The 24890-nt window shown below is 65.6% G+C and carries 24 protein-coding genes and 2 tRNA genes; 17 read left to right on the top strand and 9 right to left on the bottom strand.

Annotated features, from left to right (window positions below):
- Positions 1-15: 15 nt before the first annotated feature.
- Entirely contained in the window at positions 16-579 is a 564-nt protein-coding gene (locus BRADO_RS19660; RefSeq protein WP_011927088.1) for a phosphohydrolase, read from the top strand.
- A 5-nt stretch (positions 580-584) separates the two neighbouring features.
- Here the strand turns inward: BRADO_RS19660 and BRADO_RS19655 are convergent, their stop codons facing one another.
- Positions 585-1865 carry an MFS transporter gene (locus BRADO_RS19655; RefSeq protein WP_011927087.1) on the bottom strand — a complete coding sequence of 427 codons (1281 nt, stop codon included), beginning with the start codon at positions 1863-1865 and terminating at the stop codon, positions 585-587.
- Between the two features lie 494 nt (positions 1866-2359).
- Between BRADO_RS19655 and BRADO_RS19650 the strand changes: the two genes are divergently transcribed.
- Positions 2360-3529: a M20 aminoacylase family protein gene (locus BRADO_RS19650; protein WP_011927086.1), complete on the top strand. Its 1170-nt coding sequence runs from the start codon at positions 2360-2362 to the stop codon at positions 3527-3529.
- Positions 3530-3540: 11 nt separating this feature from the next.
- Here BRADO_RS19650 and BRADO_RS19645 read toward each other — a convergent pair whose 3' ends face one another.
- Entirely contained in the window at positions 3541-4689 is a 1149-nt protein-coding gene (locus BRADO_RS19645) for an AI-2E family transporter (protein ID WP_041756737.1), read from the bottom strand.
- A gap of 219 nt (positions 4690-4908) precedes the next feature.
- Between BRADO_RS19645 and BRADO_RS19640 the strand changes: the two genes are divergently transcribed.
- The 4 genes from BRADO_RS19640 (at position 4909) to BRADO_RS35795 (ending at position 7007) form a co-directional block, all read left to right on the top strand.
- A complete protein-coding gene (locus BRADO_RS19640; RefSeq protein ID WP_011927084.1) occupies positions 4909-5679 on the top strand; it encodes a gamma-glutamyl-gamma-aminobutyrate hydrolase family protein in 771 nt (256 codons plus the stop codon).
- Positions 5680-5757: 78 nt separating this feature from the next.
- Positions 5758-6369 carry a hypothetical protein gene (locus tag BRADO_RS19635; RefSeq protein ID WP_011927083.1) on the top strand — a complete coding sequence of 204 codons (612 nt, stop codon included), beginning with the start codon at positions 5758-5760 and terminating at the stop codon, positions 6367-6369.
- A gap of 35 nt (positions 6370-6404) precedes the next feature.
- A complete protein-coding gene (locus BRADO_RS35800; RefSeq protein WP_011927082.1) occupies positions 6405-6692 on the top strand; it encodes a hypothetical protein in 288 nt (95 codons plus the stop codon).
- Positions 6693-6728: 36 nt separating this feature from the next.
- Entirely contained in the window at positions 6729-7007 is a 279-nt protein-coding gene (locus BRADO_RS35795; RefSeq protein WP_011927081.1) for a hypothetical protein, read from the top strand.
- Positions 7008-7146: 139 nt separating this feature from the next.
- Here BRADO_RS35795 and glnA read toward each other — a convergent pair whose 3' ends face one another.
- Together glnA and BRADO_RS19620 are read right to left on the bottom strand one after the other, a co-directional pair.
- A complete protein-coding gene (gene glnA / locus BRADO_RS19625) occupies positions 7147-8556 on the bottom strand; it encodes a type I glutamate--ammonia ligase (protein ID WP_011927080.1) in 1410 nt (469 codons plus the stop codon).
- Between the two features lie 227 nt (positions 8557-8783).
- The gene (locus BRADO_RS19620; RefSeq protein ID WP_009027873.1) at positions 8784-9122 is read right to left on the bottom strand and encodes a P-II family nitrogen regulator; all 339 of its coding nucleotides are present in this window, start codon (positions 9120-9122) and stop codon (positions 8784-8786) included.
- 545 nt (positions 9123-9667) lie between these two features.
- Between BRADO_RS19620 and BRADO_RS19615 the strand changes: the two genes are divergently transcribed.
- Both BRADO_RS19615 and BRADO_RS19610 read left to right on the top strand, forming a co-directional pair.
- Positions 9668-11167, top strand: coding sequence for a bifunctional ADP-dependent NAD(P)H-hydrate dehydratase/NAD(P)H-hydrate epimerase (locus BRADO_RS19615; protein ID WP_011927079.1), 1500 nt, complete (start codon positions 9668-9670; stop codon positions 11165-11167).
- A complete protein-coding gene (locus BRADO_RS19610) occupies positions 11167-11358 on the top strand; it encodes a hypothetical protein (protein WP_041756736.1) in 192 nt (63 codons plus the stop codon). Before BRADO_RS19615 ends, BRADO_RS19610 begins: the two co-directional genes overlap by 1 nt.
- Here BRADO_RS19610 and BRADO_RS19605 read toward each other — a convergent pair.
- Positions 11346-12428, bottom strand: coding sequence for an enolase C-terminal domain-like protein (locus tag BRADO_RS19605; RefSeq protein ID WP_011927078.1), 1083 nt, complete (start codon positions 12426-12428; stop codon positions 11346-11348). The two genes, BRADO_RS19610 and BRADO_RS19605, sit on opposite strands and share 13 nt — an antisense overlap.
- Before the next feature lie 24 nt (positions 12429-12452).
- Positions 12453-13760 (bottom strand): multicopper oxidase domain-containing protein, encoded by a 1308-nt coding sequence (locus BRADO_RS19600; RefSeq protein ID WP_011927077.1) that lies wholly within the window; start codon positions 13758-13760, stop codon positions 12453-12455.
- A gap of 175 nt (positions 13761-13935) precedes the next feature.
- Here BRADO_RS19600 and BRADO_RS19595 point away from each other — a divergent pair.
- The 6 genes from BRADO_RS19595 (at position 13936) to BRADO_RS19570 (ending at position 21198) form a co-directional block, all read left to right on the top strand.
- Positions 13936-14020, top strand: a tRNA-Leu gene (locus BRADO_RS19595).
- Between the two features lie 173 nt (positions 14021-14193).
- The gene (gene tig / locus BRADO_RS19590) at positions 14194-15549 is read left to right on the top strand and encodes a trigger factor (protein WP_011927076.1); all 1356 of its coding nucleotides are present in this window, start codon (positions 14194-14196) and stop codon (positions 15547-15549) included.
- Positions 15550-15846: 297 nt separating this feature from the next.
- Complete coding sequence (locus BRADO_RS19585; RefSeq protein WP_006611023.1) at positions 15847-16479, top strand: ATP-dependent Clp protease proteolytic subunit; 633 nt, start codon at positions 15847-15849, stop codon at positions 16477-16479.
- A gap of 443 nt (positions 16480-16922) precedes the next feature.
- Positions 16923-18197: an ATP-dependent Clp protease ATP-binding subunit ClpX gene (clpX, locus tag BRADO_RS19580; protein ID WP_011927074.1), complete on the top strand. Its 1275-nt coding sequence runs from the start codon at positions 16923-16925 to the stop codon at positions 18195-18197.
- A 327-nt stretch (positions 18198-18524) separates the two neighbouring features.
- Positions 18525-20948 carry an endopeptidase La gene (gene lon, locus BRADO_RS19575; RefSeq protein WP_011927073.1) on the top strand — a complete coding sequence of 808 codons (2424 nt, stop codon included), beginning with the start codon at positions 18525-18527 and terminating at the stop codon, positions 20946-20948.
- A gap of 173 nt (positions 20949-21121) precedes the next feature.
- A tRNA-Val gene (locus tag BRADO_RS19570) sits at positions 21122-21198 on the top strand.
- 35 nt (positions 21199-21233) lie between these two features.
- On the opposite strand, the gene BRADO_RS19565 is transcribed toward BRADO_RS19570, so the two are convergent.
- The gene (locus tag BRADO_RS19565; RefSeq protein ID WP_011927072.1) at positions 21234-21443 is read right to left on the bottom strand and encodes a hypothetical protein; all 210 of its coding nucleotides are present in this window, start codon (positions 21441-21443) and stop codon (positions 21234-21236) included.
- A 142-nt stretch (positions 21444-21585) separates the two neighbouring features.
- Here BRADO_RS19565 and BRADO_RS19560 point away from each other — a divergent pair, with 142 nt between their 5' ends.
- Complete coding sequence (locus tag BRADO_RS19560; RefSeq protein ID WP_011927071.1) at positions 21586-22071, top strand: Crp/Fnr family transcriptional regulator; 486 nt, start codon at positions 21586-21588, stop codon at positions 22069-22071.
- Here the strand turns inward: BRADO_RS19560 and BRADO_RS19555 are convergent.
- Together BRADO_RS19555 and BRADO_RS19550 are read right to left on the bottom strand one after the other, a co-directional pair.
- A complete protein-coding gene (locus tag BRADO_RS19555; RefSeq protein ID WP_011927070.1) occupies positions 22010-22837 on the bottom strand; it encodes a metallophosphoesterase in 828 nt (275 codons plus the stop codon). The two genes, BRADO_RS19560 and BRADO_RS19555, sit on opposite strands and share 62 nt — an antisense overlap.
- 97 nt (positions 22838-22934) lie before the next feature.
- Positions 22935-23240: a hypothetical protein gene (locus BRADO_RS19550; protein WP_244422849.1), complete on the bottom strand. Its 306-nt coding sequence runs from the start codon at positions 23238-23240 to the stop codon at positions 22935-22937.
- Between the two features lie 26 nt (positions 23241-23266).
- On the opposite strand from BRADO_RS19550, the gene BRADO_RS19545 reads away from it, so the two are divergent.
- Together BRADO_RS19545 and BRADO_RS19540 are read left to right on the top strand one after the other, a co-directional pair.
- Complete coding sequence (locus tag BRADO_RS19545) at positions 23267-23944, top strand: hypothetical protein (RefSeq protein WP_244422848.1); 678 nt, start codon at positions 23267-23269, stop codon at positions 23942-23944.
- An 85-nt stretch (positions 23945-24029) separates the two neighbouring features.
- Complete coding sequence (locus tag BRADO_RS19540; RefSeq protein WP_011927067.1) at positions 24030-24887, top strand: class I SAM-dependent methyltransferase; 858 nt, start codon at positions 24030-24032, stop codon at positions 24885-24887.
- The last annotated feature ends 3 nt before the right edge of the window (positions 24888-24890 follow it).

The raw sequence follows: 24890 nt of genomic DNA, 5'->3' as shown, positions 1-24890 counted from the left end.
CGAGCGGAGTGCGCCATGACCCGTGACGATCTGATCGCCGCGTACTCCGCGGCAGGTCGGCACTATCATGATCTCAGCCATATCGAGGAGTGCCTGGCGCGCCTCGACACCGTGACCGGTTTGAGCGCGCGCGACCGCGAGATCCTGAGCCTCGCGATCTGGTGGCATGATGTAGTCTATGACCCCACGCGCTCCGACAATGAGGAGCAGAGCGCTGCTCTGGCCGAACGTCACGTCGCGGCTGAGCTGCGCGACGAGGTCGGCCGGCTGATCCGGCTGACCCGCACGCACGACGTCGCGCCGGACGACCGGCGCGGCGCGCTGCTCGTCTCCATCGATCTCGCCATCCTCGGCGCCGACGATGCGATCTATGACGGCTACGCGGAGGCGATCCGGCGCGAATACGCCGATGTGCCTGACGACGCCTATTGCGTGGGCCGCGCCGCGATGCTGGAGCGGTTCGCCAAGCGTCCCGTGATCTATCCGGATGCGACGTTTGCCGCCGCGCTCGACGAGCGGGCGCGAGCCAATCTCGCGCGCGAGCTGCGCGCGCTGCGATCGCAGCCGCGCACGCGCTGACGCGCTTATGTTCTCCTGCGGTACACGACCATCCCGAGCAGGCCGACCGCGGCGGCGGCGAGAATGTAGTAGACCGGCGCGGACTTGTCGCCGGTGGCTTGAACCATCCAGGTATTGATGAACGGCGCCAGGCCACCGAACAGCATCACGCCGAGATTGTACATCAGCGACGCCCCGGTCGCGCGCACGCCGACAGGAAAGATCTCGGTCATGAACGCCGGCACCGCGCCGCCGAGCACGCCGAGGATCAGGCCGACGGACTGGAGCTGCCACAGATGCGCGGTGGTCGGCTCCGCCACCAGCTGCCTGAACAACACCACGTAGAGGATGGGATAGAGCAGCAGCGCCGGCAAGATGACGCCACGCCGCCCGATGCGATCAGAGAGCATGCCCGACGCGAGACCCAGCGGAATGTTGCTGAGGCTGACCGCGAGCAGCCCGAGCTGCGCGTCGGCCAGCGGCAGCTTGAGCTCGCTCGCGGCGTAGGCCGGCAGGAACACACCGCCGACATAGTAGATCGCGGTGCCGGCCGCGATCAGGCCGAACGAGGCCATGAGCTCGCGCGGATGCTCCGCGAACAGCTGCCCGAGCGGGGTCTTTCTTGCAGGCGTGGCTCTTGCTGCACGTTCCGCCATATGGGTCCGGAATTCAGGCGATTCATCGCATCGGCGGCGCAGATACCAGCCGACGGGCCCGATCAGGATTCCCAGGATGAACGGCACCCGCCAGCCCCAGCTGGCGAAATCCGCGGGCGACAGCGTCTTGCTGAGCGTGACCGCCATCATTGCGCCGAGCGCGAAGGCGAGCGCCTGCGACACGGTCTGGAAAGCGCCATAGAACCCCTTGCGCCCTGGCGGAGCGAACTCGATCAGCATGGCGCTCGCCGAGCCGAACTCGCCGCCGGCCGAGAACCCCTGGATCAGACGCGCGAGCAGCAGCAAGAGCGGCGCGGCAATGCCGATCGATGCGAAGGTCGGCAGCACGCCGATCAGGCCGGTGCCGATCGCCATCATCGTGATCATCACGACCAGCGCCGCCTTGCGCCCGTAGCGGTCGGCGTAGAGGCCGAACACCAGTCCGCCGAGCGGGCGCGCGACGAAGGCGAGGCCAAATACCGCAAATGTCGAGAGCAGCGATGCCAGCGGATCGTCGGCGGGAAAGAACAGCTTGCTGATGGTCGCGGCGAACAGCCCGAAGACGGTGAAGTCGAACCATTCGAGCGCATTGCCGATGGTCGAGGAGATCACGACACGGCGACGCATCGCATCGGTTGGTGACGGCTGCATGGCTCAATCGTCCGTTGGAGTCACGTGGTCTCCCGAGCGTCATCCCGGCTGCACGCAGCCATGCCGCGACAGGCTGCGTGCCCGCAACGAACCGAGTTCAGCTGTGCCCGCGAAATGTCATCGGGTGTATGTTGGCCGTCATGCAATCACATCGTCTCGACGAGCAGATGATCAGGCACGGTTCTCGGCTGCGATCATCATCCGATCAGAGCATCGGATGCATTTCAAGCGCGGCGTCGGATAATAGTTAGCTGATCGTCTGAAGCCGCCAGCGTGAGGCCATCGATGCAACTGCCAGGAGAGCGCTCATCCGATGAGCTGCAGGAATGCAACCTGTGCAACAGGGCATGACCGAATATGGCTTGCATTTTGCAGTCGCTCAACGTGCAATGAGTCCGAACGCTCGAAGGGCCGCGCGATCTCCGCGCGCGACATGGCGTTCAATTCACACCAACAGTCCGAATCGAGCTGCGCTCGTCACTGGGAATATCGACATGCCGATCATCAACCGCGCCGCCGAGCTCGCCGAGGATGCCAAGGTCTGGCGCCGTGATTTCCACCAGCATCCCGAGCTGCAATACGAGGTGCATCGGACGGCCGCGCGCGTCGCCGAGCTGCTGACCTCATTCGGTGTCGACGAGGTTGTGACAGGCATCGGCCGCACCGGTGTCGTCGGCGTGATCCGCGGCCGCGAGCCGTCATCGCGGGTGATCGGACTGCGCGCCGACATGGACGCGCTGCCGCTGCAGGAGACCAGGGACATCCCGCACAAGTCGACCATTCCCGGAAGGATGCACGCCTGCGGGCATGACGGCCACACCGCGATGCTGCTGGGCGCGGCGCGCTACCTCGCGGAGACGCGCAACTTCGCCGGCACCGCCGTCGTGATCTTTCAGCCGGCCGAGGAGGGCGGGGCCGGCGGCCGCGCGATGGTCGAGGACGGCCTGATGGAGCGCTTCGGCATCGAGGAGGTCTACGGCCTGCACAATGCGCCGGGCGTGCCTCTCGGCAACGTCTCGACGCGCGTCGGCGCTGTCATGGCGGCCGCCGATACGTTCGAGGTGCGCCTCAAGGGCCTCGGCGGTCACGCCGCGCGGCCGAACAAATGCGTCGACCCGATCATCGCCGGCGCGCAGATCGTGACCGCGCTGCAGACGATCGTGGCGCGCAACGTCGACCCGGTCGAGAGCGCGGTGCTGTCGATCACGCGCTTCCATGCAGGCACTTCGGCCGACAACATCATCCCGCAGACCGCGGTCATCGGCGGCACCGTGCGCACGCTCGACGAGGAGGTCCGGCGTCTGATGGACAAGCGCTTCAAGGATCTCGTCACGGCGATGGCCAGCGGCATGGGTGTCGAGGTCGAAATCGATTACGAATGGGGCTATCCCGTCGTCATCAACCACGCGGAGCAGACGGCATTCGCGGCCCAGGTCGCGCGCAGCGTGGTCGGGCCGGACCAGGTCAGCACCGACATGCCGCCGCGGCTCGGCGGCGAGGACTTCGCCTACATGCTGCAGGCGCGGCCCGGCGCCTTCGTGTTCATGGGCATCGGCGACGGCGCGGGCGTGCATCACCCCGAATACGATTTCAACGACGACGTGATCCCGCACGGCATCAGCTATTGGGCCAAGCTCGTTGAGACGGCGATGCCGGCCGGCTGAACGCCCGGCGCTCAGATCGCCGCCGCGGCGTCCTCTGTGCGGCGGTCGCTCTTGAAATAGTCGATCATGACCTTGGCGATCGCCATCAGCGGCAGCGCCAGGGTCAGGCCCCAGACGCCGAACACGATGCCGAGCAGGATCTGGAACGCGAACAAGGTCGCCGGCGGGATATCGAGCGCCTGGCGCTGGATCAGCGGCGTCAACACATAGCTCTCCATCGCGTGCACGCCGAGGAACAGCACGAAGGCGGAGACGGCCGCGACCCAGCCGGAGGCGAGGCTCGCCAGCACCACGATGACGCCGGCGATGATGGCGCCGACCGTCGGAATGAAGGCGAGCAGGCCGGCCTGGATGCCGAGGATGAACGAGCTCTGCACGCCGATGATGGCGAGCCCGATCCAGGTGACGAGGAACACCGCGAACATCGTCGTGATCTGCGCGATCAGCCAGCGCTCGAGCGTGTAGCTGATGCGGTCGATGATCACGGTCGCCTGGTCGCGATACTTGGCCGGTGCGAGGAACAGCAATCCACTGCGGTAGACCGCCGGCTGCGCCGCGAAGGCGAGGCCCAGGAACAGCACGATGAAGAAGTTGCCGACGGCGCTCACGGTACCCAGCAGCAGCTTGAAAGTCTGGCTGACGATGGCGCCGCCGGAGGAGGCCAGCGCGCTCGGCGACGGCAGGCCGCCCGGCAATCCATGCGAGGTTGACTGCGTCGGCGTGGTCGAGCCGCCGTCGGGGGCGGAGGTCGCCTGCGTCCCGGCGTTGAAATCGAAGAAGCTCGTGTCGATGCCGTTGCGGTCGAGGAAGCCCTTGATGTTGCCGAGCTGCGACTTGATCGTGTCGCTCAGCACCTTGGCCTGATCCGCGATGGTGGTGCCGCCGAGGAAGACGATGCCGACGAGCAGGGCGGCCAGCGCCAGGCAGACGATGGCGAGCCGCAGCGGATGCGGCCAGGGCAGCACGCGGCCGAGCAGGGTGGTCATCGCATTGAGCGCGACGCCCAGCAGCATGCCGGAAAACAGCAGGAACAACGCGGCAGCGTAATACCAGCTGAAGGCGAGCCCGGCCATGAACAGGATCACGCCGATGCCGCCCACGGTAATGGCCCAGGCCAGGTCGCTGCGGGCCTGGAGGCGTGGGTCTGCGGGGGCGGTCATGTGGCGTCCTCTGTGCTGATCGGCCCCCACACATTGGCGAAAACCGCATGGGGATCAAGCGCAGGCGTGAGGAATGGTTTCGCGGATCAAAGCCCGCCGGGGCCCGGAATGGCATTGGGGACCCGCGCGCTCATCTGTTGATCCGGCTGTACGACACGGGCATGATTTGCGAAAGGCACGATTTGTGCCTTCCGCGGGAGAGAGACGGAAAAGAGGGTCATGAAGCGTCCGGTCGTCGGCGTGATCGGCAACAGCCATCGCGTCGAGAACAGATTTACGGTGCAGATGGTGGGCGAGCGCAATCTGAGCGCCGTGGCGGAGGTCGCGGGGGCGCTGCCTTTGATGTTTGCCGGCGTCCCGGAGATCACCGACATCGCCGCGCTGCTCGACGTTGTCGACGGCGTCGTGCTGACCGGCGCTCGCGCCAACGTGCATCCGACCCGGTTCAACACCGAGCCGAGCGTCAAGCATGAGCCCTACGACATCCACCGCGACGAGGTCGCCCTGCAGCTGTCCGAGGCCTGCGTTGCCCGGGGCATTCCGCTGTTCGGGATCTGCCGCGGGCTGCAGGAGATGAACGTCGCCTTCGGCGGCTCGCTGCATCCGGAGATCCGCGAGATACCCGGCCGCATGAACCACCGGATGCCCAGGCTGGAGAACGGCGAGATCCATCCCGACCCCAACGTCGTGTTCGCCGACCGCCATGAGGTCAAGCTGACACCAGGCGGCGCCTTTGCCTCCATCCTCGGCTGCGACTGCATCAAGGTGAACTCGCTGCACGGGCAGGGCATCCTCAATCCCGGCGACCGCGTGATCATCGAGGGCATCGCCGAGGACGGCACCATCGAGGCCATCCGCATCGCCGAAGCGCCGAGCTTTGCGCTCGGCGTGCAATGGCACGCCGAATACGACCCGCAGAAGAACCCGATCAACCGCAAACTGTTCGAGGCGTTTGGCGAGGCTGTGAGAAGGCGGCGGCTCGCGGCCTAACGTCGGGCTGAACCTGCCGTGCGGCGAAGCAGACGTAAGGCTGATTGCGTTGTCTCGTCGTCTCACAAAGGTTCATTGATGCGCCATCTCCTGACCGTCGCCGCAGCGCTGGCTGTTGCTTGTCCCGCTTTTGCTCAGACCACACCGCCGACGGAAGGGCCGATCACCTGCACGTTGCCAGTGGCCGCGACGGACACCGCCAACAGCCTCAAGCAGCGCTATGGCGGCGAGGCGGTGGTGCAGGATCTACCAGGCGCGGAAGGCGAAACTTACAAGGGCCTGGTGCTGTTTCCGCGCGCGATGGAGCGGCGCATCGAGGTCGGCTTCATCGAGGGAAAAGCGGCCACGGTCTCGGGCCTCACCTTGCGTGATACGGCCAAGTCGAGCCGCTGGAGCGTCGCCGGCATCAGCATCGGCGCCAGCCTCGCCGCGGTCCAGAAGGCCAACGGCAAGCCGTTCGTCATCGCGGGCTTCGGCTGGGACTATGGCGGCTATGTCACCGACTTCAAGACCGGCGCGCTCGGGCGCACGCTGCCGGGCGGCTGCTCGGTGACGGTGCGGTTCGGGATCAGCAAGGACGCGCCGCGTTCGCTCTCGGGCGATGGCGTGAAGGTGTCGTCCGACAATCCGGCTTTGGTGAAGCTCGCGCCTGTCGTGACCGAGATCGGCGTGAATTTCGCCGCGAAGTAGTGGCTGCATGGCTGGCTGGCCAGAGTGGGAAGCGCATGCGCCGAACGATCCTGTTGTTGATGTGTCTCGCAGAACCGTCATCGGCACAAACCGTGCCACCTGCTGAGGGGGCGATCACCTGTACCTTCCCTGTGTCCGTCGGCGATTCCGCAAAGAGCCTGCTGCTACGCTATGGCCAGGAGGCAGTGATCGACAAGGAGTTGTTCACTGGGGTGGAAGACATCACCTATGAGGGCGTCGCGCTGCAGCCACGATCGCCGGAGTGGCGCATCGAGATTGGCTTTGCCGACGAGACCATGCAGCGGGTTTCGCGGCTGACCTAGATCGACGCCAAGACGAGCCATTGGAATGTCTCCGGCGTGACGCTCGGTTCGACGCTGGCCGAGGTGCAAAAGATCAACGGCCGGCCATTTCTGATGCGCGAGTTCTTCACTGACGGTGGCGGCTTTGTCGTGGACTGGAAGGGCGGTGCGCTGGACCGTCCTCTGCCGGGCGGCTGCAGAATCTCGGTTCGATTTGGCAAGGGCAGGGACGAGAACGGGGTTCCCCAGGGAGACCGCATTTCGTCCGGCAACTTGCGAGCGCGCAAATGGGCTCCGGTCGTCGAGCAGATCGTCGTGCATTATCCCGACAAGTAGCGCGGCCGTCCTAACAGTCGGGCCTCATGCAGCCAAGCGTCTCGAGAGCCCGTGACCTCTCGCCACCGGACAGTTCGCCCCGGCAAACAAAAAGGCGCCCCGAGGGGCGCCTTCGTGATCCGCCGATCAATTGGGCTTGTCAGCCCGAGTAGTACATGTCGAACTCGACCGGGTGCGGGGTCATTTCGAAGCGCGCGACCTCGGTCATCTTCAGTTCGATGTAGCTGTCGATGAAGTCGTCGTCGAACACGCCGCCGGCCTTCAGGAAGGCGCGGTCCTTGTCGAGGTTCTCGAGCGCCTCGCGGAGCGAACCGCAAACGGTCGGGATCTGCTTCAGCTCCTCCTTCGGCAGGTCGTAGAGGTCCTTGTCCATCGCCGGACCCGGATCCATCTTGTTCTTGATGCCGTCGAGGCCGGCCATCAGCATCGCGGCGAAGCCGAGATACGGGTTGGCGAGCGGATCGGGGAAGCGGACCTCGACGCGCTTGGCCTTCGGCGAGGAGGTGTAGGGGATGCGGCACGAGGCCGAGCGGTTGCGCGCGGAGTAGGCGAGCAGCACCGGCGCCTCATAGCCCGGCACCAGACGCTTGTAGGAGTTGGTCGACGGGTTGGTGAAGGCGTTGATGGCCTTGGCGTGCTTGATGATGCCGGCGATGTAGGACAGGCAGGTCTCCGACAGGTCGGAATATTTGTTGCCCGCGAACACCGGCTTGCCGTCCTTCCAGATCGACTGGTGGACGTGCATGCCCGAGCCGTTGTCGCCGTACACCGGCTTCGGCATGAAGGTGGCGGTCTTGCCGTAGATGTGCGCGACCTGCTGGATGCAGTACTTGTAGATCTGCATCTGGTCGGCCATCAGGGTCAGCGTGTCGAACTTCATGCCGAGCTCGTGCTGGGCGGAGGCGACCTCGTGATGGTGCTTCTCGACCTTGACGCCCATGCGAGCCATTGCGCCGAGCATCTCCGAGCGCATGTCCTGCACCGAGTCCTGCGGCGGCACCGGGAAGTAGCCGGCCTTGGTGCGGATGCGGTGGCCGAGGTTGCCGCCCTCATACTCGGTATCGGAGTTGGTCGGCAGCTCCGAGGAGTCGAGGCGGAAGCCGGTGTTGTACGGCGAGGAGCTGTAGCGCACGTCGTCGAACACGAAAAACTCGGCCTCGGGGCCGACGAACACGGAATCGCCCACGCCCATCGACTTCACCATCGCCTCGGCCTTCTTGGCGATGCCGCGGGGGTCGCGGTTGTACGGCTCGCCGGTGGTCGGCTCGAGCACGTCGCAGGTGATGATCATGGTGGTTTCGGCGAAGAACGGATCGATCGTCGCGGTCACCGGGTCGGGCATCAGGCACATGTCGGATTCGTTGATCGCCTTCCAGCCGGCGATCGAGGAGCCGTCGAACATGGTGCCTTCAGCGAAAATGTCTTCATCGATCATGCTGACGTCGAAGGTGACGTGCTGCCACTTGCCCCGCGGGTCGGTGAAGCGGAGGTCGACGTATTTGACGTCGTTGTCTTTGATTGCTTTCAAGACGTCCTTGGCGGTCTTCATGAATACCCCTCTTGGCTGAAACGTCACGGCCCGGCGCGGGACGGCGTCCGCGGGTCATGCTCCATAGCCTCGCCCGGGGGCCAAGACAACATCGGAAACGCCAAAACGGCCGCGTCGAGGTGCCCCTGAGAGGACACACCGGCTGCCGTCGCGGCTGCTGTCGCAGCAAATTTTCTCCGTCCGCGGCTTGAGACGGGACGCCCGTTCCAAGCCGCGGGACGCGCGGGCTAGATCGCGTCGAGCCCCGACTCTCCGGTTCTGATGCGGATGGCTTCCTCGATGTTGGACACGAAGATCTTGCCGTCGCCGATGCGGCCGGTCTGGGCGGCGCGGCGGATCGCCTCGATGGCGCGCTCGACGAGGTCGTCGCCGATGACGATTTCGATTTTCACCTTGGGCAGGAAGTCGACGATGTATTCGGCGCCGCGATACAGCTCCGCATGTCCTTTCTGCCGGCCGAAGCCCTTGGCCTCGGTGACCGTAATGCCCTGCAGCCCCACTTCCTGAAGCGCTTCCTTCACCTCGTCCAGCTTGAACGGCTTGATGATGGCTTCGATTTTCTTCACTGAGCGCCTCCCGGGCATTCCTCTATAAAAAACAAGTGGGTCATCGTCAGGCTGCGCCAACGCGCAGGGTGTCTGATCATTCGTTACCGGGCCCGACGCGCTCCGGCGGAGGCCCGGTGATTGACAGCCCGTCTTGCCCCGTGCCGAAGTGGCTCCACAAAAGCAGGGTCTATGCCAAGTCGTTAACGCGGCTAAATCGAGCGGATATCCGCGCCTTTCGCGCTGGCCTAACGATTCCCCATGGGAAGGGATAGAATACCGGAGCCCCAGAATTAGGCAAACAGGCCACAAGTTGTGCAGATGTGGATGGCGCGTCTCCTCGCCGACCGAAATGCCCAGCGAAAGGGCGACGCTGCTGATGCGATCGGCGGTCCAAGAACGGGAAGGGCTCGTGAAGCACTCTTGGAACTTGCCGCCCATCGGGGCAATAGGAGGGGCGGGGCAGGGAATCGGCCCGCTCGCACGGGGCGCGGGGTTGCGGGGCGGGATCAGCCCAGAGATCGGGCCGCTGCTGGAGATCGCGGCTGCAGGGGATACGAGCAGCAATGGACGTGTTGACCACGAGTGAAATGGAGCGCGCCGACCGGCTGACGATCGCAGCCGGGACGCCGGGCTTCTCGTTGATGCTGAGTGCAGGCCAGGCGGTGGCCGCAGCCGCCATGGATCTGGTCGACGAGGGGCCGATCCTGGTCGTGTGCGGTCCCGGCAACAACGGCGGCGATGGCTTCGTTGCGGCGGCCGAGCTCGCCGCGCAAGGCCGCGACGTCTCAGTCATCCTGATGTGCGAGCGAGATGCGTTGCAGGGCGATGCGGCCTCCGCCGCCAGGGGCTGGAAGTTTCCGGTGCTGCCATTCACGCCGCAGGCGATCGGCAAGCCGGCGCTGATCATCGATGCGTTGTTCGGTGCTGGTCTCAGCCGCCCGGTCACGGGCGAGCCCTCCGACGTGATCGCCGCGATCAATGCCAATGGCGCGCCGGTGCTGGCCGTCGATCTGCCGAGCGGCATCAACGGCACCACCGGCGCGGTGATGGGCATCGCGGTCCGCGCCACCGAGACCGTCACGTTCTTCCGCAAGAAGCCGGCGCATCTGTTGCTGCCGGGACGCCAGCATTGCGGCCGAGTCCGGCTCGCCGACATCGGCATCGATCCGCATGTGCTCGAGGAGATTCGGCCGCTCGCTTTCGAGAACGAGCCGGAGCTGTGGCAGCCGCGCTTTCCGGTGCCACGCATTGACGGCCACAAATATGCGCGCGGTCATGTGCTGGCGATGTCGGGCGATGTCGCGGCGACAGGGGCCTCGCGCATGGCGGCGCGCGCCGCGCTGCGCGCCGGCGCCGGCCTGGTGACGCTGGCTTCGCCGCGCGATGCACTCGCGGTCAACGCGGCCGCGCTGACGGCGGTGATGGTGCGGGCGGCCGACAGCGCGATCGAGTTCGGCGAGCTGCTCGGCGACAAGCGCTACAACACTTGCATTATCGGCCCCGGCAGCGGCGTCGGCGAGCGTACCCGCGACCTCGTCTTCACGGGGCTTGGCGCGCAGCGTCATCTCGTCCTCGATGCCGATGCGCTGACCAGCTTCGCCGATGCGCCCGAGCGGCTGTTCGAGCAGATCCGGGCGACGGCCGACGCGCAGGTCGTGCTGACGCCGCACGAAGGCGAATTCCCGCGGCTGTTTTCCGACCTCAGCAACAAGCATCCCGGCCGCTCCAAGCTGGAGCGCGTGCGCGCCGCCGCCGCGCGCTGCGGTGCGGTGGTGCTGCTGAAAGGCGCCGACACCACCGTGGCCGCCCCTGACGGGCGCGCGGCGATCGCCGCCAACGCGCCACCCTGGCTCGCCACCGCCGGCGCCGGCGACGTGCTCGCCGGCATCATCGCAGGGCTGCTCGCGCAGGGCGTTCCGGCGTTCGAGGCGGCCTGCATCGGCGTCTGGATGCATGGCGAGGCGGGATCGGAGGCGGGGCCCGGATTGATCGCGGAGGACCTGACGGAGACGCTGCCTGCGGTGTTCCGGCGGCTCTATGACAGGTTTGGGATCGAGTACTGATGGATGAGGAGCGCTGCTGCTCAGCCACGACTGTCATGCCCGCGAAGGCGGGCATCCAGTACGCCGCGGCCCATCGATTCAATCAAAGACGCCTCGGCATACTGGATCGCCCGGTCAAGCCGGGCGATCCAGCTGAGTTTGCGGCGGCGTCGATGCGTCTCGCGGACGCCAGTATGGCTCACGTCACCTGATACTTCGCCACCGCGCTCTCGTTCCACGCAAGTCCGAGACCCGGGCCCTTCGCGGTCACCTTGCCGTCGATCACCCGCAGCGGCTCGGTGAGAATGGCCCCGGCGAAGTCGAGCACTTCGAGGAAATGCGCCGTCGGCGTCACCGGCAGCACATGGGCGCTGGCCTCGGGCAGGATGTGGCTCGACATCGGGATCGAGGCGGCGTCGGCCTGGCCGGCGACATTGAGCCAGCCGGTGATGCCGCCGACCTTCATCAGGTCGGGCATGATGAAGTCGGAGGCGCCGGCGGCGATCGCTTCGGCGAAGCCGCGCGGAAACCACCAGTTCTCGCCGGCCTGGATCGGGATCTCCGAGCGCTCGCGCACCGCGGCGTGGCCGGAGAGATTCTCCTGCGGCACCGGCTCCTCGATCCAGGTCAGGTCGTAATCCGCAAGACGCGCGATTCTGCGCGTGGCCTCAGCGGGATCGAGCGACTGGTTGAAGTCGAGCATCAGCGCGATGTCGGGCCCGAGCAAAGCGCGCAGGCCCTTGATCATCGCCTCGTCGGTGGCGAGGTCGCCATGGCCGCCCTTGCTCTTGATGGCGCGGAAGCCGTGCTCGTCGCACGCGGTGCGCAAGGTGCGCTCGTCGTCCCGGGCGTCGAGCACGCCGTAGCTGTCATAGGCGGGAATGGGACGAGCGCTGCCGCCGAGCAGCTCGACGACGGGCTTGCCCGCGAGCTGGCCGAGCGCATCCCAGAACGCCATGTCGAGCCCCGAGACGGCCATGCCGACCAGCCCCTGCCAGCCGAGCAGCCGGAATTTCGCGTCCATCGCCTTCATCAGATCGACCGGCACCAGCGCCTTGCCGGCGAGCTCGCGGCCGATATCCTCGACCAGATGCACGAGCGGCTTCAGAGCCAGCCTGGTGTAGGCGAAGAGATAGGAATGGCCGGTCACGCCCTGATCTGTCGTGACGTCGATCAGCACCAGCGGGCCTGAATCGATCACGCCGAAGGCGTTGCGCAGCGGGCGCTTCATCGGCGTGATGACGGCGCGCGCGGTGACGCCGGTGATGGCGGCGGTGGTCATGGGAGTTCTCCCTGGTTCGTTTCCTCACCCGATCTCATACCACCTGACGAGGCGTGGCGCCGCCCAGTCGGTGGCCATGCTCTCGACCAGGAACCGGCCAGCGGCTTCGGCTGAGAAGGCGATGCGCTGGGTCTGGCCGGCTTCGAGTGCCAGCGTGTCGAGCCAATATGGCTTCCAGCCATCGTCGAGCCGGTCGAGCAGGCGGAACGGCTGGCCGTGCAGATGAACCACCCTCGGTCCGGCCGCCTTATTGGCGAGCGCCAGCACCACGACGCGGCCGGGCTTGGCCTTGAAGGCGGGCGCGCTGCCTGGATTGAACTGCGCGGGCGGCCGCCATTCCGGACCGTCCAATGCAAGATCGGCGCGCATCGCGGAGCGCAGGTCGAGCTTGTCCGGCAGCCCGTTCGACGGCAGTGGCGCCGGCGCAGGAAGCGGGCCGGACCGTTGCGGCGGCTCTCCCGACAACGTCAGGCGGGCGATCGGCCGCGCGCTACTGCCGTCGTGCAGCAGCACCGGCAGCGGCGCCTTGGCGGGCATGTCGATGACCACGTCGGTGCGGCCGCCGGGTGGCAGCACCACCGCGCCGTTGCGGGCGAGGAACGGCTCTGCCGGCTGGCTGTCGATCGCGATCACCCTGATAGCCTCGACGTCGGCGATTTTGATGGCGATCACAGCGCGATGGCAGCCATTGATGAAGCGAAGCCTGACCCGCGCCTGCGCGCGCAGCGCAATGTCCGGCTGGAGCTGCCCATTAACGCTGTAGAGCAGCTCGGAGTCCTGGGCCGCAGTCCCCGGCGCGATCGCCTTGCCGTCGGGCTTGATGCGGAAGTCCTCGACCAGAAAAACCTCGTCGCGGTCGAAGGTTACCGGCAATACCTCGTCGACGATGACAGGCAGCGGCCGGATCGGGTCGGAGGCTCCGTCGGCCAGCAGCCGCAGGTCGAGCAGCCCGGTTCCGGAGCGCAGCGCTGTCGCCGCGATGCTGGCGCGGCCGCCGGGAGCGACCGGTCGGGCGACCAGCAGCGGCGCGGGCAAAGCGAGGCCGCGGCCCGACAGCGCGGCCGGTATCGCGAGGCCGTTTGCCATCGCCAGGTCGAATGCACTGCCACGGCCGAACCTGAGCACCGCGGCCCCGCCGGCGAGTTGCGAGACGCGCAAGGCCGACCGGCCAGGGGCGAGCGCGAGAGATTCGGCGCGGCCTTCCAAGGCGACGGACATCCGTTCGGCAGCCGGCGCGAGCCGCGGCCACGACACCGCGCAGGCTGCGGCAAAGCCGCCGAGCACGGCGCGGCGGCTGACTCCCTCCCAGCGCTGCGTCATGCGGCAAAACATTGTGCGTTGAGGGGGATGCGGATCATCTCGTTTTCCCTTATCTGTGCCGCGAGCTTGGCCGATCGGCCGGGTCGCGGGTGCGCTTTCGGGCCCATTTTTTTGCTGCGGACGGTTTCACGCGTGGTATAAGCCGCGCCGCCCGCGGCATCGCGGCCGGGCTATCGATGCAGTTCACGCGGGCGTGGCGGAACTGGTAGACGCGCTGGATTTAGGTTCCAGTGACGAAAGTTGTGGGGGTTCGAGTCCCTCCGCCCGCACCAAGCGCTTCCTTAGCGTTTGCCCAAAGTTTCACGGCGCAGCCGCGCTCCTGCGACAGGAGAGCGGCGGCACCGATCCCACCGGCGCAAGGCTCGTTGGCCGCGCGTCGTCCACAATTGAATCAGGTGTGTCCGGATCGCAAGGGTCCGGACCGTAGCGGAAGAAGATTGGCGCCATGCAGGTCACAGAAACCTTGTCAGAAGGCTTGAAGCATGAGTTCCAGATCAGCGTTCCCGCGGCGGATCTCGACGCCAAGGCGGATGCCAAGCTGGTCGATCTCAAGGACAAGGTCCGCATCAACGGCTTCCGCCCCGGCAAGGTGCCGGTGGCGCATCTGAAGAAGATCTACGGCAAGTCGGTCATGGCCGAGACCATCGACCAGACCATCCGCGACACCAACACGCAGATCTTCACCGAGCGTGGCTTCCGCCTCGCGACCGAGCCGAAGGTGACGATGCCGACCGAGGAGGCCGAGGTTGAGAAGATCCTCGCCGGCCAGTCCGACCTGACCTACAGCGTCGCGATCGAAGTGGTGCCGGCGATCACGCTCGCCGACTTCAAGACCTTCGCGGTCGAAAAGCCGGTCGCCGACATCACCGACGCCGACGTCGATGAGGCGATCAAGCGCCTGGCCGATGCCAACCGCAGCTATGCCGCCAAGGCCGAGGGTGCGAAGGCTGCGAGCGGCGACCGCGTCAAGGTCAACTTCAAGGGCACGATCGACGGCGTCGCCTTCGACGGCGGCACCGGCGAGGGTATCGACGTCGTGATCGGCTCGAACACCTTCATCCCGGGCTTCGAGGATCAGCTTGTCGGCATCGCCGTGGGCGAGACCCGCACGCTGAAGGTCACGTTCCCGACCAACTATCTCAACAACGAGCTGGCCGGGAAGGCCGCGGAGTTCGAGACCACCGCGACCGCCATCGAGGCGCCCGAGGACAAGGTCGTCGACGACGAGTTCGCCAAGACGCTCGGCCTGGAATCGCTCGACAAGCTGAAGGAGCTGATGCGCGACCGTCTCGCCGGCGAGTTCACCCAGGCGACCCGCCAGCGCGTCAAGCGCGCGCTGCTCGACCGTCTCGACGAGACCCACAAGTTCGATGCGCCGCCGTCGCTGATCGACGAGGAGTTCAACCTGATGTGGAACTCGGTCCAGGCCGAGATGAAGTCGAGCGGCAAGACCTTCGCCGACGAGAACACCACCGAGGACAAGGCCAAGGAAGAGTACCGCACCATCGCCGACCGCCGCGTGCGTCTCGGTCTGGTGCTGTCGGAGATCGGCGAGAAGAACAAGATCACCGTCACCGACGACGAGGTCAGCCGCGCCGTGATCGAGCGCGCGCGCTCGATGCCGGGCCGCGAGAAGGAGGTCTGGGACTTCTATCGCAGCAACCCGCAGGCGCTCGCACAGCTGCGCGCGCCGATCTACGAGGACAAGGTCGTCGACTTCATCCTCGAGCTCGCCAACGTCACCGAGAAGAAGGTCTCGAAGGACGAGCTGTTCAAGGACGACGACGACAAGGCGGCCTGATCGGGCCACCTCTCGTCGGGTTCGCGACATAAGCGGGAGTTAAGGTTGACCCGTGAAAGCGCGGGTCAGCCAAGTTCCGACGCTGGCCGCCGCCGCGGGAATCAGCTTGAACAGGACGGCGACCTCGCTCGCGGTCGGCCAGGAGACCCGGTCTTGTCACCGGGAAATTGGTCCATATCTCTGGGCTCGGTCTTGAAGTTCTGCATCACGGGGCCACTGTCCGTCGCTGCTCGCTGAACGAGCCTCACCTGCGGCGGCCAGTCGTCTTCAACTGCTGGTCCAACCCTTGGGTGATTCATGCGCGATCCCGTTGAAACCTATATGAACCTTGTGCCCATGGTGGTCGAACAGACCAACCGCGGTGAGCGCGCCTACGACATCTTCTCGCGCCTCCTGAAGGAGCGCATCATCTTCGTGACCGGCCCGGTCGAAGACGGCATGGCGACGCTGATCGTCGCGCAGCTGCTCTTCCTCGAGGCCGAGAACCCGAAGAAGGAGATCGCGATGTACATCAACTCGCCGGGCGGCGTGGTGACGTCGGGTCTCGCGATCTACGACACGATGCAGTTCATCCGTCCGGCGGTGTCGACGCTGTGCACCGGCCAAGCCGCCTCGATGGGCTCGCTGCTGCTCTGCGCCGGCCACAAGGACATGCGCTTCTCGCTGCCGAACTCGCGCATCATGGTGCATCAGCCGTCCGGCGGCTTCCAGGGCCAGGCGACCGATATCATGCTGCACGCCCAGGAGATCCTGAGCCTCAAGAAGCGGCTCAACGAGATCTACGTGAAGCATACCGGCCAGCCGTACAAGGCGATCGAGGATGCGCTGGAACGCGACAAATTCCTGACGGCGGAAGCCGCCCAGGAGTTCGGGCTCATCGACAAGGTGCTCGACAAGCGGCCGGAAGACCCGGCGGCGATGGGCAAGTGAGCCGTAGCTGAGTAAGGCGAGGTCCGTGCGACGGGCCTCGGTGCATCACGGCATCGCCTTTGCCGGCTCCGGCCGGCGAAGGTACTAAGGTGGGGTCCCAAAAGGGCCGCAACCCTGCCGTGCAACCGGCAAACAGGCGTGGCAAACTCGCAACGTCCAGCCGATTTCGCGTGTTCTTGCCGTGTCAAGCCCTAAAATCACGGTAATGTCACGGTCTAGGGTCTGTCCTCCGATTAGCGAATTCTTGATAGTCGGATGACAGCATGATTGGCTAGAGTGCCCAGTTATGGATCGTGGGGGATTCGCGTGAGCCGTGGGTGCACGGCGAGTCAAGAACAAGGTCTTAATTTTGGTACGAATTTTGCTCTTTCATCAATTCGGTCCGGCCCGAGCCGGGTCGGAACGAACGAGCGGACAAGAGCGAACCGCGGACGGAGATAGGAATGAGTAAGGTCGGAAACGGCGACGCGAAGAATACGCTTTATTGCTCGTTCTGCGGCAAGAGCCAGCACGAAGTCCGCAAACTGATCGCAGGTCCAACCGTCTTCATCTGCGACGAGTGCGTCGAACTCTGCATGGATATCATCCGCGAGGAGAACAAGTCCTCGCTGGTCAAGTCGCGCGACGGCATTCCGACGCCGAAGGAAATCTGCAAGGTCCTCGACGATTACGTGATCGGCCAGAACCATGCGAAGAAGGTGCTCTCGGTCGCCGTTCACAACCACTACAAGCGGCTCAATCACCAGACCAAGCACTCGGACGTCGAGCTCGCGAAGTCGAACATCCTGCTGATCGGTCCGACCGGTTCGGGCAAGACGCTGCTCGCGCAGACGCTCGCCCGCATCCTCGACGTGCCGTTCACGATGGCCGACGCCACGACCCTGACCGAGGCCGGCTATGTCGGTGAGGACGTCGAGAACATCATCCTGAAGCTGCTGCAGGCGGCCGACTACAATGTCGAGCGCGCGCAGCGTGGCATTGTCTACATCGACGAGATCGACAAGATCAGTCGGAAGTCCGACAATCCGTCGATCACGCGCGACGTCTCGGGCGAGGGCGTGCAGCAGGCGCTGCTGAAGATCATGGAAGGCACGGTTGCGTCGGTTCCGCCGCAGGGCGGCCGCAAGCATCCGCAGCAGGAGTTCCTGCAGGTCGACACCACCAACATCCTGTTCATCTGCGGTGGTGCGTTCTCCGGCCTCGAGAAGATCATCTCGGCGCGCGGCCGGTCGACCTCGATCGGCTTCGCCGCCCAAGTGCTGGCGCCGGAAGACCGCCGCACCGGCGAGATCTTCCGTCACGTCGAGCCTGAGGATCTGCTCAAGTACGGCCTGATCCCCGAGTTCGTCGGCCGTCTGCCGGTCGTGGCGACACTCGAGGACCTCGACGAGAACTCGCTGAAGAAGATCCTCACCGAGCCGAAGAACGCGTTGGTGAAGCAGTATCAGCGCCTGTTCGAGATGGAGAACATCGAGCTCACCTTCGCCGACGAGGCGCTGGGTGCGGTGTCGCGCAAGGCCATCGAGCGCAAGACCGGTGCCCGTGGTCTGCGGTCGATCCTCGAGAGCATCCTGCTCGAGACGATGTTCGACCTGCCGGGTCTCGAAGGCGTCGAGGAAGTGGTCATCTCGCGCGAGGTGGTCGAAGGCACGGCCCGTCCGCTCTACATCTACGCCGATCGCTCCGATCGCGCGGTGGAAAGCAGCGCCAGCGCGTGATCCGCGCTGGCACGATCGACAGACGACTCGATTTATCAGTTCAGCGACCGCTGCGGACGTTCAGTCCGCGGCGTCGCAGTGTTTCAGTATCCCGCCGCGTGAAGCCGTATTTGGCGGGCGTTTACCGATACTTGACACCCCCCGGGTCGATAGCCACCTAATGTCGCGTGGCGATACAAATCTCAATCCCGGGATTCGCCTCATCAAACGATCCGAAACAAGCGGGCGATATCGACGCGTCAGTGAAGTCCGGATCAGATCGCACCTTGTGGCGGTTGCGCACGATGGCGGACTGCGTGCAAGGGGGCTAAACAAAAGGAACAGGCCATGACGACCCCCAAACCCCGGCCGACCATCGTCTACGGCGAGAGCCACGCCTATCCGGTGCTGCCGCTCCGCGACATCGTCGTCTTCCCGCACAACATCGTTCCGCTGTTCGTCGGCCGCGAGAAATCGATCCGCGCCCTCGAAGAGGTGATGAAGAACGACGCGCTCGTGATGCTGGCGACGCAGAAGAACGCGTCCGATGATGATCCAGCTCCGGATGCGATCTACGAGACCGGGACGCTCGCCAGCGTGCTGCAACTCCTCAAGCTGCCCGACGGCACCGTGAAGGTGCTGGTCGAGGGCCTGGAGCGCGCGCGCGTCGAGAAGTACACCGATCGCGCCGACTACTACGAAGCGACTGCCGTTGCGCTCGAGGACACCGACGCCAAGTCGGTGGAAGCCGAGGCGCTGGGCCGCTCCGTCGTGTCGGACTTCGAGAGCTATGTGAAGCTGAACAAGAAGATCTCGGCGGAGGTCGTCGGCGTCGTTCAGTCGATCACCGATTTCGGCAAGCTGGCCGACACGGTCGCCTCGCATCTTGCCGTCAAGATCGCCGATCGCCAGGGCATCCTGGAGACGCTGTCCGTCACCACGCGCCTGGAGAAGGTGCTGGGCCTGATGGAGAGTGAGATCTCGGTCTTGCAGGTCGAGAAGCGCATCCGCTCGCGCGTGAAGCGCCAGATGGAGAAGACCCAGCGCGAGTACTACCTGAATGAGCAGATGAAGGCCATTCAGAAGGAGTTGGGCGACGAGGACGGCCGCGACGAGCTCGCCGATCTGGAAGAGCGCATCAACAAGACCAAGCTCTCCAAGGAAGCGCGCGAGAAGGCCCAGCACGAGCTGAAGAAGCTGCGCCAGATGTCGCCGATGTCCGCGGAAGCGACCGTCGTGCGCAACTACCTGGATTGGCTGCTGTCGATTCCGTGGAACAAGAAGTCCAAGGTGAAGAAGGATCTGGAGGCCGCGCAGGCGGTCCTGGATGCGGATCACTATGGTCTGGAGAAGGTCAAGGACCGCATCGTCGAGTATCTCGCGGTGCAGTCGCGCGCCAACAAGCTGACCGGCCCGATCCTGTGCCTGGTCGGACCTCCCGGCGTCGGCAAGACCTCGCTCGGCAAGTCGATCGCGAAGGCGACGGGGCGCGAATTCGTTCGCGTGTCGCTCGGCGGCGTGCGCGACGAGGCGGAGATCCGCGGCCATCGCCGGACCTATATCGGTTCGATGCCCGGCAAGATCATCCAGTCGATGCGCAAGGCCAAGACCTCGAACCCGCTCTTCCTGCTGGACGAGATCGACAAGATGGGCTCGGACTTCCGGGGTGACCCGTCGTCGGCGCTGCTGGAGGTCCTCGACCCCGAGCAGAACACGACGTTCAACGATCACTATCTGGAGGTCGACTACGATCTGTCGAACGTCATGTTCATCACGACCGCGAATACGTTGAATATTCCCGGACCGCTGATGGACCGCATGGAGATCATCCGCATCGCGGGCTACACCGAGACCGAGAAGGTCGAGATCGCCCGCAAGCACCTGATCCCCAGCGCGATCTCCAAGCACGGCCTGGACTCGAAAGAGTGGTCGATCGACGACGACGCGCTGCTGCTCGTGATCCGGCGCTACACCCGCGAGGCGGGCGTGCGTAACCTGGAGCGTGAGATTTCCACACTGGCCCGCAAGGCCGTGAAGGAGCTCATGATGTCCAAGAAGAAGTCGGTGAAGATCACCGAGAAGACCGTTGAGGAATTCTTGGGTGTTCCGAAGTACCGCTTCGGCGAGATCGAGAGCGACGACCAGGTTGGCATCGTGACGGGCTTGGCCTGGACCGATGTCGGCGGCGAGCTGCTGACGATCGAAGGCGTCATGATGCCTGGCAAGGGCAAGATGACGGTGACGGGCAATCTGCGCGACGTCATGAAGGAGTCGATCTCGGCGGCGGCCTCGTTCGTCCGCTCCAGGGCGATCAACTACGGCATCGAGCCGCCGTTGTTCGACCGGCGCGACATCCACGTCCACGTGCCGGAGGGGGCGACCCCGAAGGACGGCCCCTCGGCCGGCGTGGCCATGGCGACGACCATCATCTCGGTGATGACCGGCATTCCGGTTCGTCACGACGTCGCGATGACCGGCGAGATCACCTTGCGTGGTCGCGTGCTGCCGATCGGCGGTCTGAAGGAGAAGCTCTTGGCGGCCGCTCGCGGCGGCATCAAGACGGTGCTGATCCCCGAGGACAACGCCAAGGATCTCACGGAGATTTCCGATGCGATCAAGGGCGGCATGGAGATCATCCCGGTCTCCCGTCTCGACGACGTCGTCGCCCGGGCCCTGGTCCGCAAGCCCGTGCCGATCGTCTGGGAGGAGGACACCAAGGTGCCCGTGAAGGCCGATGGCGACGAAGCCGCCGGCGGCCTGACCGCCCACTGAAGGCTGAAGTGATCCAGGGAAGCGGCGCCCGAAAGGGCGCCGTTTTCGTTTGCGGGGTGACCCTCGCTTGCCCGGGCGCCCGAAGGTCGCGCCCGCCAGCTGGGTTTCCCATGCTGCCGTGCGGTTCCGGCGTTGATTGCGCGTCGGGCAGGGGGTAAAGAAGCGCGTCGTGAGGGCGGCTAGCTCAGCTGGTTAGAGCATCTCGTTTACACCGAGAGGGTCGGGAGTTCGAATCTCTCGCCGCCTACCATCCGGCAAGGCCGATGTCAGCCGCATGAACGGCGGCTATTCAGCCGCGCGTTTCTCCAGGCTGACCGCGATCCGCTCCAGCAGCGTGTTCATGCGCTGGGTTTCCGCGATCTGCCGCTCATAGTGATCGTGCAGTTGCGTCGACATCTTCGTGACGTTCATTCGTTTGCTGAAAGCGAACCAGATCGCGATCAGGATCAGAAACGGCAGCCACGAAATCAGCAGATCGACCCATTGGTTCTTCATGCTTGCTGTTCAACCCCACTTGTTGTCGATTCCTGCAGGCTGACGTTTTGCCTGCAGCATTGCTGCCAGCCGCCGCAAATTCGTGTGGCGATTGGCTGGGCTTCCGTTACCTTGCTGCGTGGACCGAGGTCGAGGCAAATACATGACCGACTTTCTGCGCCATTGTACCGGCGGCGCTGAGCAGACGATCGAGGCGGGTGTTGTCCTCCTGGAAGAGGGCGGCAATACCGGGCATCTGTACATCCTGATCGAGGGGCGGCTGGAGGTCATCAAGGCCGGCGCCACCGTGGCGATCGTCTCCGAGCCGGGCGCGCTGTTCGGCGAGATGTCGCTGCTGCTTGCGCAGCCGCATACAGCGACGGTGCGGGCGCTGGCCGACTGCCGGATCTACGATATTCCAGATGCGCCGCGCTTCCTGGCCGAAAATCCCGAGGCCACGCTGGCGATCGCGCGCATGCTGGCGCAACGGCTCAACGTCGCCAACACCTACCTCGCCGACCTCAAGCGGCAATATGCCGGCCACGGCACGCATCTTTCCATGGTCGGCGACGTGCTGCAAAGCATGATCAACCTGCCGCCGCAGCAGGTCGCGCCAGGAACGGATCTGGAATCCGATCCACGGCTCTGAGCCAATCCGGCGCTTCCCTCACCGGCTGCGCCGGGCGCTGCAGCGGTGCTGCCATATCGATCCATTCGCCTTGCCCGGCCGCCAACCAGAACGCGCGCTGCTCGTCGGTGTCGATCACCATGTAGGTCGGCGGCCGGCCGGGCTGCCGTCCGGTGTTGAACACCCAGGTTTCACCGACGCGATCGAACCAGGAGCCGCCCTTGATGAAGGGCGACTGGTGAACATGGCCTGATATCACCATCGCCGGCCGGTGCCGCGCGATGAAGCCTTCGAGTTCAGTGTCGCCGAAGAAGCGCTTGCCGCCCCAGCTCACAGGCGAATTTGCCGGCGGCGCATGGTGCACCCAGATCCAATGCGCCGGTCGTCGCGCCGCGGCGGCGTCGAGCTGGCGCTCGATCGCGGCCTTGACCTGCGGACCATCCCACCACGGGCAGACCGAGAACAGAGTCTCGCCGATCAGGATGTCATCGCCGTCGGCCGCAATGCCGAGCTCACGCACCGTTGTGATCCAGGCCGCGATCTTCTCGCCCTCGGCGTTGCGCTCCTCGAGATCATGGTTGCCGGAGCAGATCATCACGCGGGTCTTGGCGGCCAGCAGCGCGAGATATTTCTTCACCACGACGATCTGGGCGCGAATGTCCACGATCGAGGCGAGGTCGAGGGCGTCGCCGGCGAAGACGACGAGTTCGAACTGATCGGCCGCGGCGACCAGCCAGTCCAGCTGCGGCAGCGTGTAGTGAAGATCGGCGACAATGAGACAGCGCATGAAGACCCCGATGGTCTTGCATGCAAATCAGAGACGGTCGGGTCTTTCAAGACATGCCGGGCTTTCGCGCGACATCGCCTGCAGCAGGACGCCGCCGTTAACGCGGCTGCTGTCGCGTCGGATAGCGCGGCTGCGTCGGCCTGGTCTGGTAGGATGGGTAGCCGGGACTGTCGGGTTGCGTGATCGGCCGCGACGGCGCGGTCGGCTGGTTGAGCGGATCCGAGAACAGCGGGTTCTGCCGGGCCGGCACCGGCTTGCCTCTCTGTCCGCCGGCTGCCTCTGCGCTGCCGGTGACCGCGCAGGACAGCGCCGCCGCTGAGATCAACAGCCGGATATGACGTGACGCATGACGTGAATCCCTTGCCGTCGCGATGACCGGCCGCGTGAAGCGGGAATGCCGCATCCGAACGGTGGTTCCAGGTTGCTGATATGGAAGCGACGCCGCGCTCCGCAACGCGTGGTTTGACGCAGTTGGCGGTGGACCTTAAGTTGCCGCCGATCATCCCATCCACTGCAGCAGATCATGCCATGGTCCGCGAGGCCCCCACGTCCATGATGGTGTCGTTCGTTCGCACCGGACACCGGCGCTACGCGGTGCGCGCGGTTCTGGGCGACGGCCGCATCCTCGAGATGAATCCTGCGCCCGGCTTCGATCCGTGGATGCCGCATGATCTGCAGCATTTTCTGGTCGAGAAGCATCTGGGCATCGCGGGCGCCGTGTTCGGACGGCTGGCTGCAGGCGGCACCGCCGGCACTTTCCATGCCGTCGCACAAGCAGGCTCGTCGCGCGAAGCAAGACGGCTGCGCCGCAAGCATGCGGCCAAGGATGCGCGCCTGATGCCGGAGCAGACGGACGACTATCTCCGCTCGGAACGGGCGACCTATGTGTGCTGGCAGGACTGGCTTCAGCACGCCGACGATCCGCAACTGCGGGCCCGTGGGGCGGAGATGGCGGCGACGGCGCGAAGCATCCTGGACGGGATGCTGCCGGCGGAACGGGCGGCCTACACGCCCGCGCGCTGCGCCGCGATCCGGCAGGACTTTGCGCGGCTGAGCGCGCGCTGGGCTGCCCTTGCGGTCGGCGAGAGCCTGTCCGAACGGTGGTGAGCAGGCGTCGTCGCGCCTTCGTGCCTTGACAGGCGCGCCGCGTCCGGGCGCGATGCGGGCCCCGATTGAAATGGATCGATCCATCATGCAACTGCCCGCAGGCCACGACCGCAACGCCGATCAGATCGCCTATTGGAACGGGCCCGGTGGCCAGCGCTGGTCGGATCGCCAGGAGGCGCAGGACGTGCTGCTCGCGCCGGTGTCGCAGATCCTGATCGACCGCATCGCGGCCAGGCCGGGCGATCGCATCCTCGACATCGGCTGCGGCTGTGGCGGCCTGTCGATCGCGCTGGGCGGGCAGGTGGCGCCCAACGGAGCCGTGCTCGGCGTGGACATCTCGGCGCCGATGCTGGCGCGGGCTCGCGAGATGGCGCCGGCCGGGCTTCCGGTCGAGTTCGTGCTGGCCGATGCGACCGTGCATCCGTTTCCCAAGGCCAGCTTCGATCTGCTGGTCTCGCGCTTCGGCGTCATGTTCTTCGCCGATCCCGTGACGTCGTTCGCCAACATGCGCGGCGCGCTGAAGCCGGGGGGCCGTGTCGTGTTCGCCTGCTGGCGCGAGCCCAAGGCCAATTCCTGGATGATCGCGCCCTTGCAGGCGGTGTATCGCCACGTCCCGAAGCTGCCGGAGATGGGCCCGGAGGATCCCGGCCCGTTCGCCTTCGCGTCGGAAGCGCGGGTGACGCGCATCCTGACCGGGGCGGGCTTCACCGACGTCGCGCTGGAGGCTCACGCATTGTCGTTCGACATCGCGCGGGGGCAGGGGCTCGAGGCCGCCGTGCAATCCGCGTTCGAGATCGGTCCCGCCAGCCGCGCGTTGGAGGGCCATCCCGCCGAGACGCGTGAAGCCGCGCGGCAGTCGGTCCGCGAACTGCTGGCGCAATATCAGAATGGCGGCAGCGTCACGCTGCCCGGCTCGATCTGGCTGGTGACGGCGCGCGCCTGAGGC

The sequence above is a fragment of the Bradyrhizobium sp. ORS 278 genome, from assembly GCF_000026145.1.
GTDB lineage: Bacteria > Pseudomonadota > Alphaproteobacteria > Rhizobiales > Xanthobacteraceae > Bradyrhizobium.
The sequence above is the reverse complement of the archived record's forward strand: the minus strand, read 5'-3'. Positions and strand labels throughout refer to the sequence as shown.

Bases quoted from the DNA above. Each gene is read 5' to 3' on its own strand.
- BRADO_RS19660 (WP_011927088.1), top strand. From the start codon at position 16: ATGACCCGTGACGATCTGATCGCCGCGTACTCCGCGGCAGGTCGGCAC.
- BRADO_RS19655 (WP_011927087.1), bottom strand. From the start codon at position 1,865: ATGCAGCCGTCACCAACCGATGCGATGCGTCGCCGTGTCGTGATCTCC.
- BRADO_RS19650 (WP_011927086.1), top strand. From the start codon at position 2,360: ATGCCGATCATCAACCGCGCCGCCGAGCTCGCCGAGGATGCCAAGGTC.
- BRADO_RS19645 (WP_041756737.1), bottom strand. From the start codon at position 4,689: ATGACCGCCCCCGCAGACCCACGCCTCCAGGCCCGCAGCGACCTGGCC.
- BRADO_RS19640 (WP_011927084.1), top strand. From the start codon at position 4,909: ATGAAGCGTCCGGTCGTCGGCGTGATCGGCAACAGCCATCGCGTCGAG.
- BRADO_RS19635 (WP_011927083.1), top strand. From the start codon at position 5,758: ATGCGCCATCTCCTGACCGTCGCCGCAGCGCTGGCTGTTGCTTGTCCC.
- BRADO_RS35800 (WP_011927082.1), top strand. From the start codon at position 6,405: ATGCGCCGAACGATCCTGTTGTTGATGTGTCTCGCAGAACCGTCATCG.
- glnA (WP_011927080.1), bottom strand. From the start codon at position 8,556: ATGAAGACCGCCAAGGACGTCTTGAAAGCAATCAAAGACAACGACGTC.
- BRADO_RS19615 (WP_011927079.1), top strand. From the start codon at position 9,668: ATGGACGTGTTGACCACGAGTGAAATGGAGCGCGCCGACCGGCTGACG.
- BRADO_RS19610 (WP_041756736.1), top strand. From the start codon at position 11,167: ATGGATGAGGAGCGCTGCTGCTCAGCCACGACTGTCATGCCCGCGAAG.
- BRADO_RS19605 (WP_011927078.1), bottom strand. From the start codon at position 12,428: ATGACCACCGCCGCCATCACCGGCGTCACCGCGCGCGCCGTCATCACG.
- BRADO_RS19600 (WP_011927077.1), bottom strand. From the start codon at position 13,760: ATGTTTTGCCGCATGACGCAGCGCTGGGAGGGAGTCAGCCGCCGCGCC.
- tig (WP_011927076.1), top strand. From the start codon at position 14,194: ATGCAGGTCACAGAAACCTTGTCAGAAGGCTTGAAGCATGAGTTCCAG.
- BRADO_RS19585 (WP_006611023.1), top strand. From the start codon at position 15,847: ATGCGCGATCCCGTTGAAACCTATATGAACCTTGTGCCCATGGTGGTC.
- clpX (WP_011927074.1), top strand. From the start codon at position 16,923: ATGAGTAAGGTCGGAAACGGCGACGCGAAGAATACGCTTTATTGCTCG.
- lon (WP_011927073.1), top strand. From the start codon at position 18,525: ATGACGACCCCCAAACCCCGGCCGACCATCGTCTACGGCGAGAGCCAC.
- BRADO_RS19565 (WP_011927072.1), bottom strand. From the start codon at position 21,443: ATGAAGAACCAATGGGTCGATCTGCTGATTTCGTGGCTGCCGTTTCTG.
- BRADO_RS19560 (WP_011927071.1), top strand. From the start codon at position 21,586: ATGACCGACTTTCTGCGCCATTGTACCGGCGGCGCTGAGCAGACGATC.
- BRADO_RS19555 (WP_011927070.1), bottom strand. From the start codon at position 22,837: ATGCGCTGTCTCATTGTCGCCGATCTTCACTACACGCTGCCGCAGCTG.
- BRADO_RS19550 (WP_244422849.1), bottom strand. From the start codon at position 23,240: ATGCGGCATTCCCGCTTCACGCGGCCGGTCATCGCGACGGCAAGGGAT.
- BRADO_RS19545 (WP_244422848.1), top strand. From the start codon at position 23,267: ATGGAAGCGACGCCGCGCTCCGCAACGCGTGGTTTGACGCAGTTGGCG.
- BRADO_RS19540 (WP_011927067.1), top strand. From the start codon at position 24,030: ATGCAACTGCCCGCAGGCCACGACCGCAACGCCGATCAGATCGCCTAT.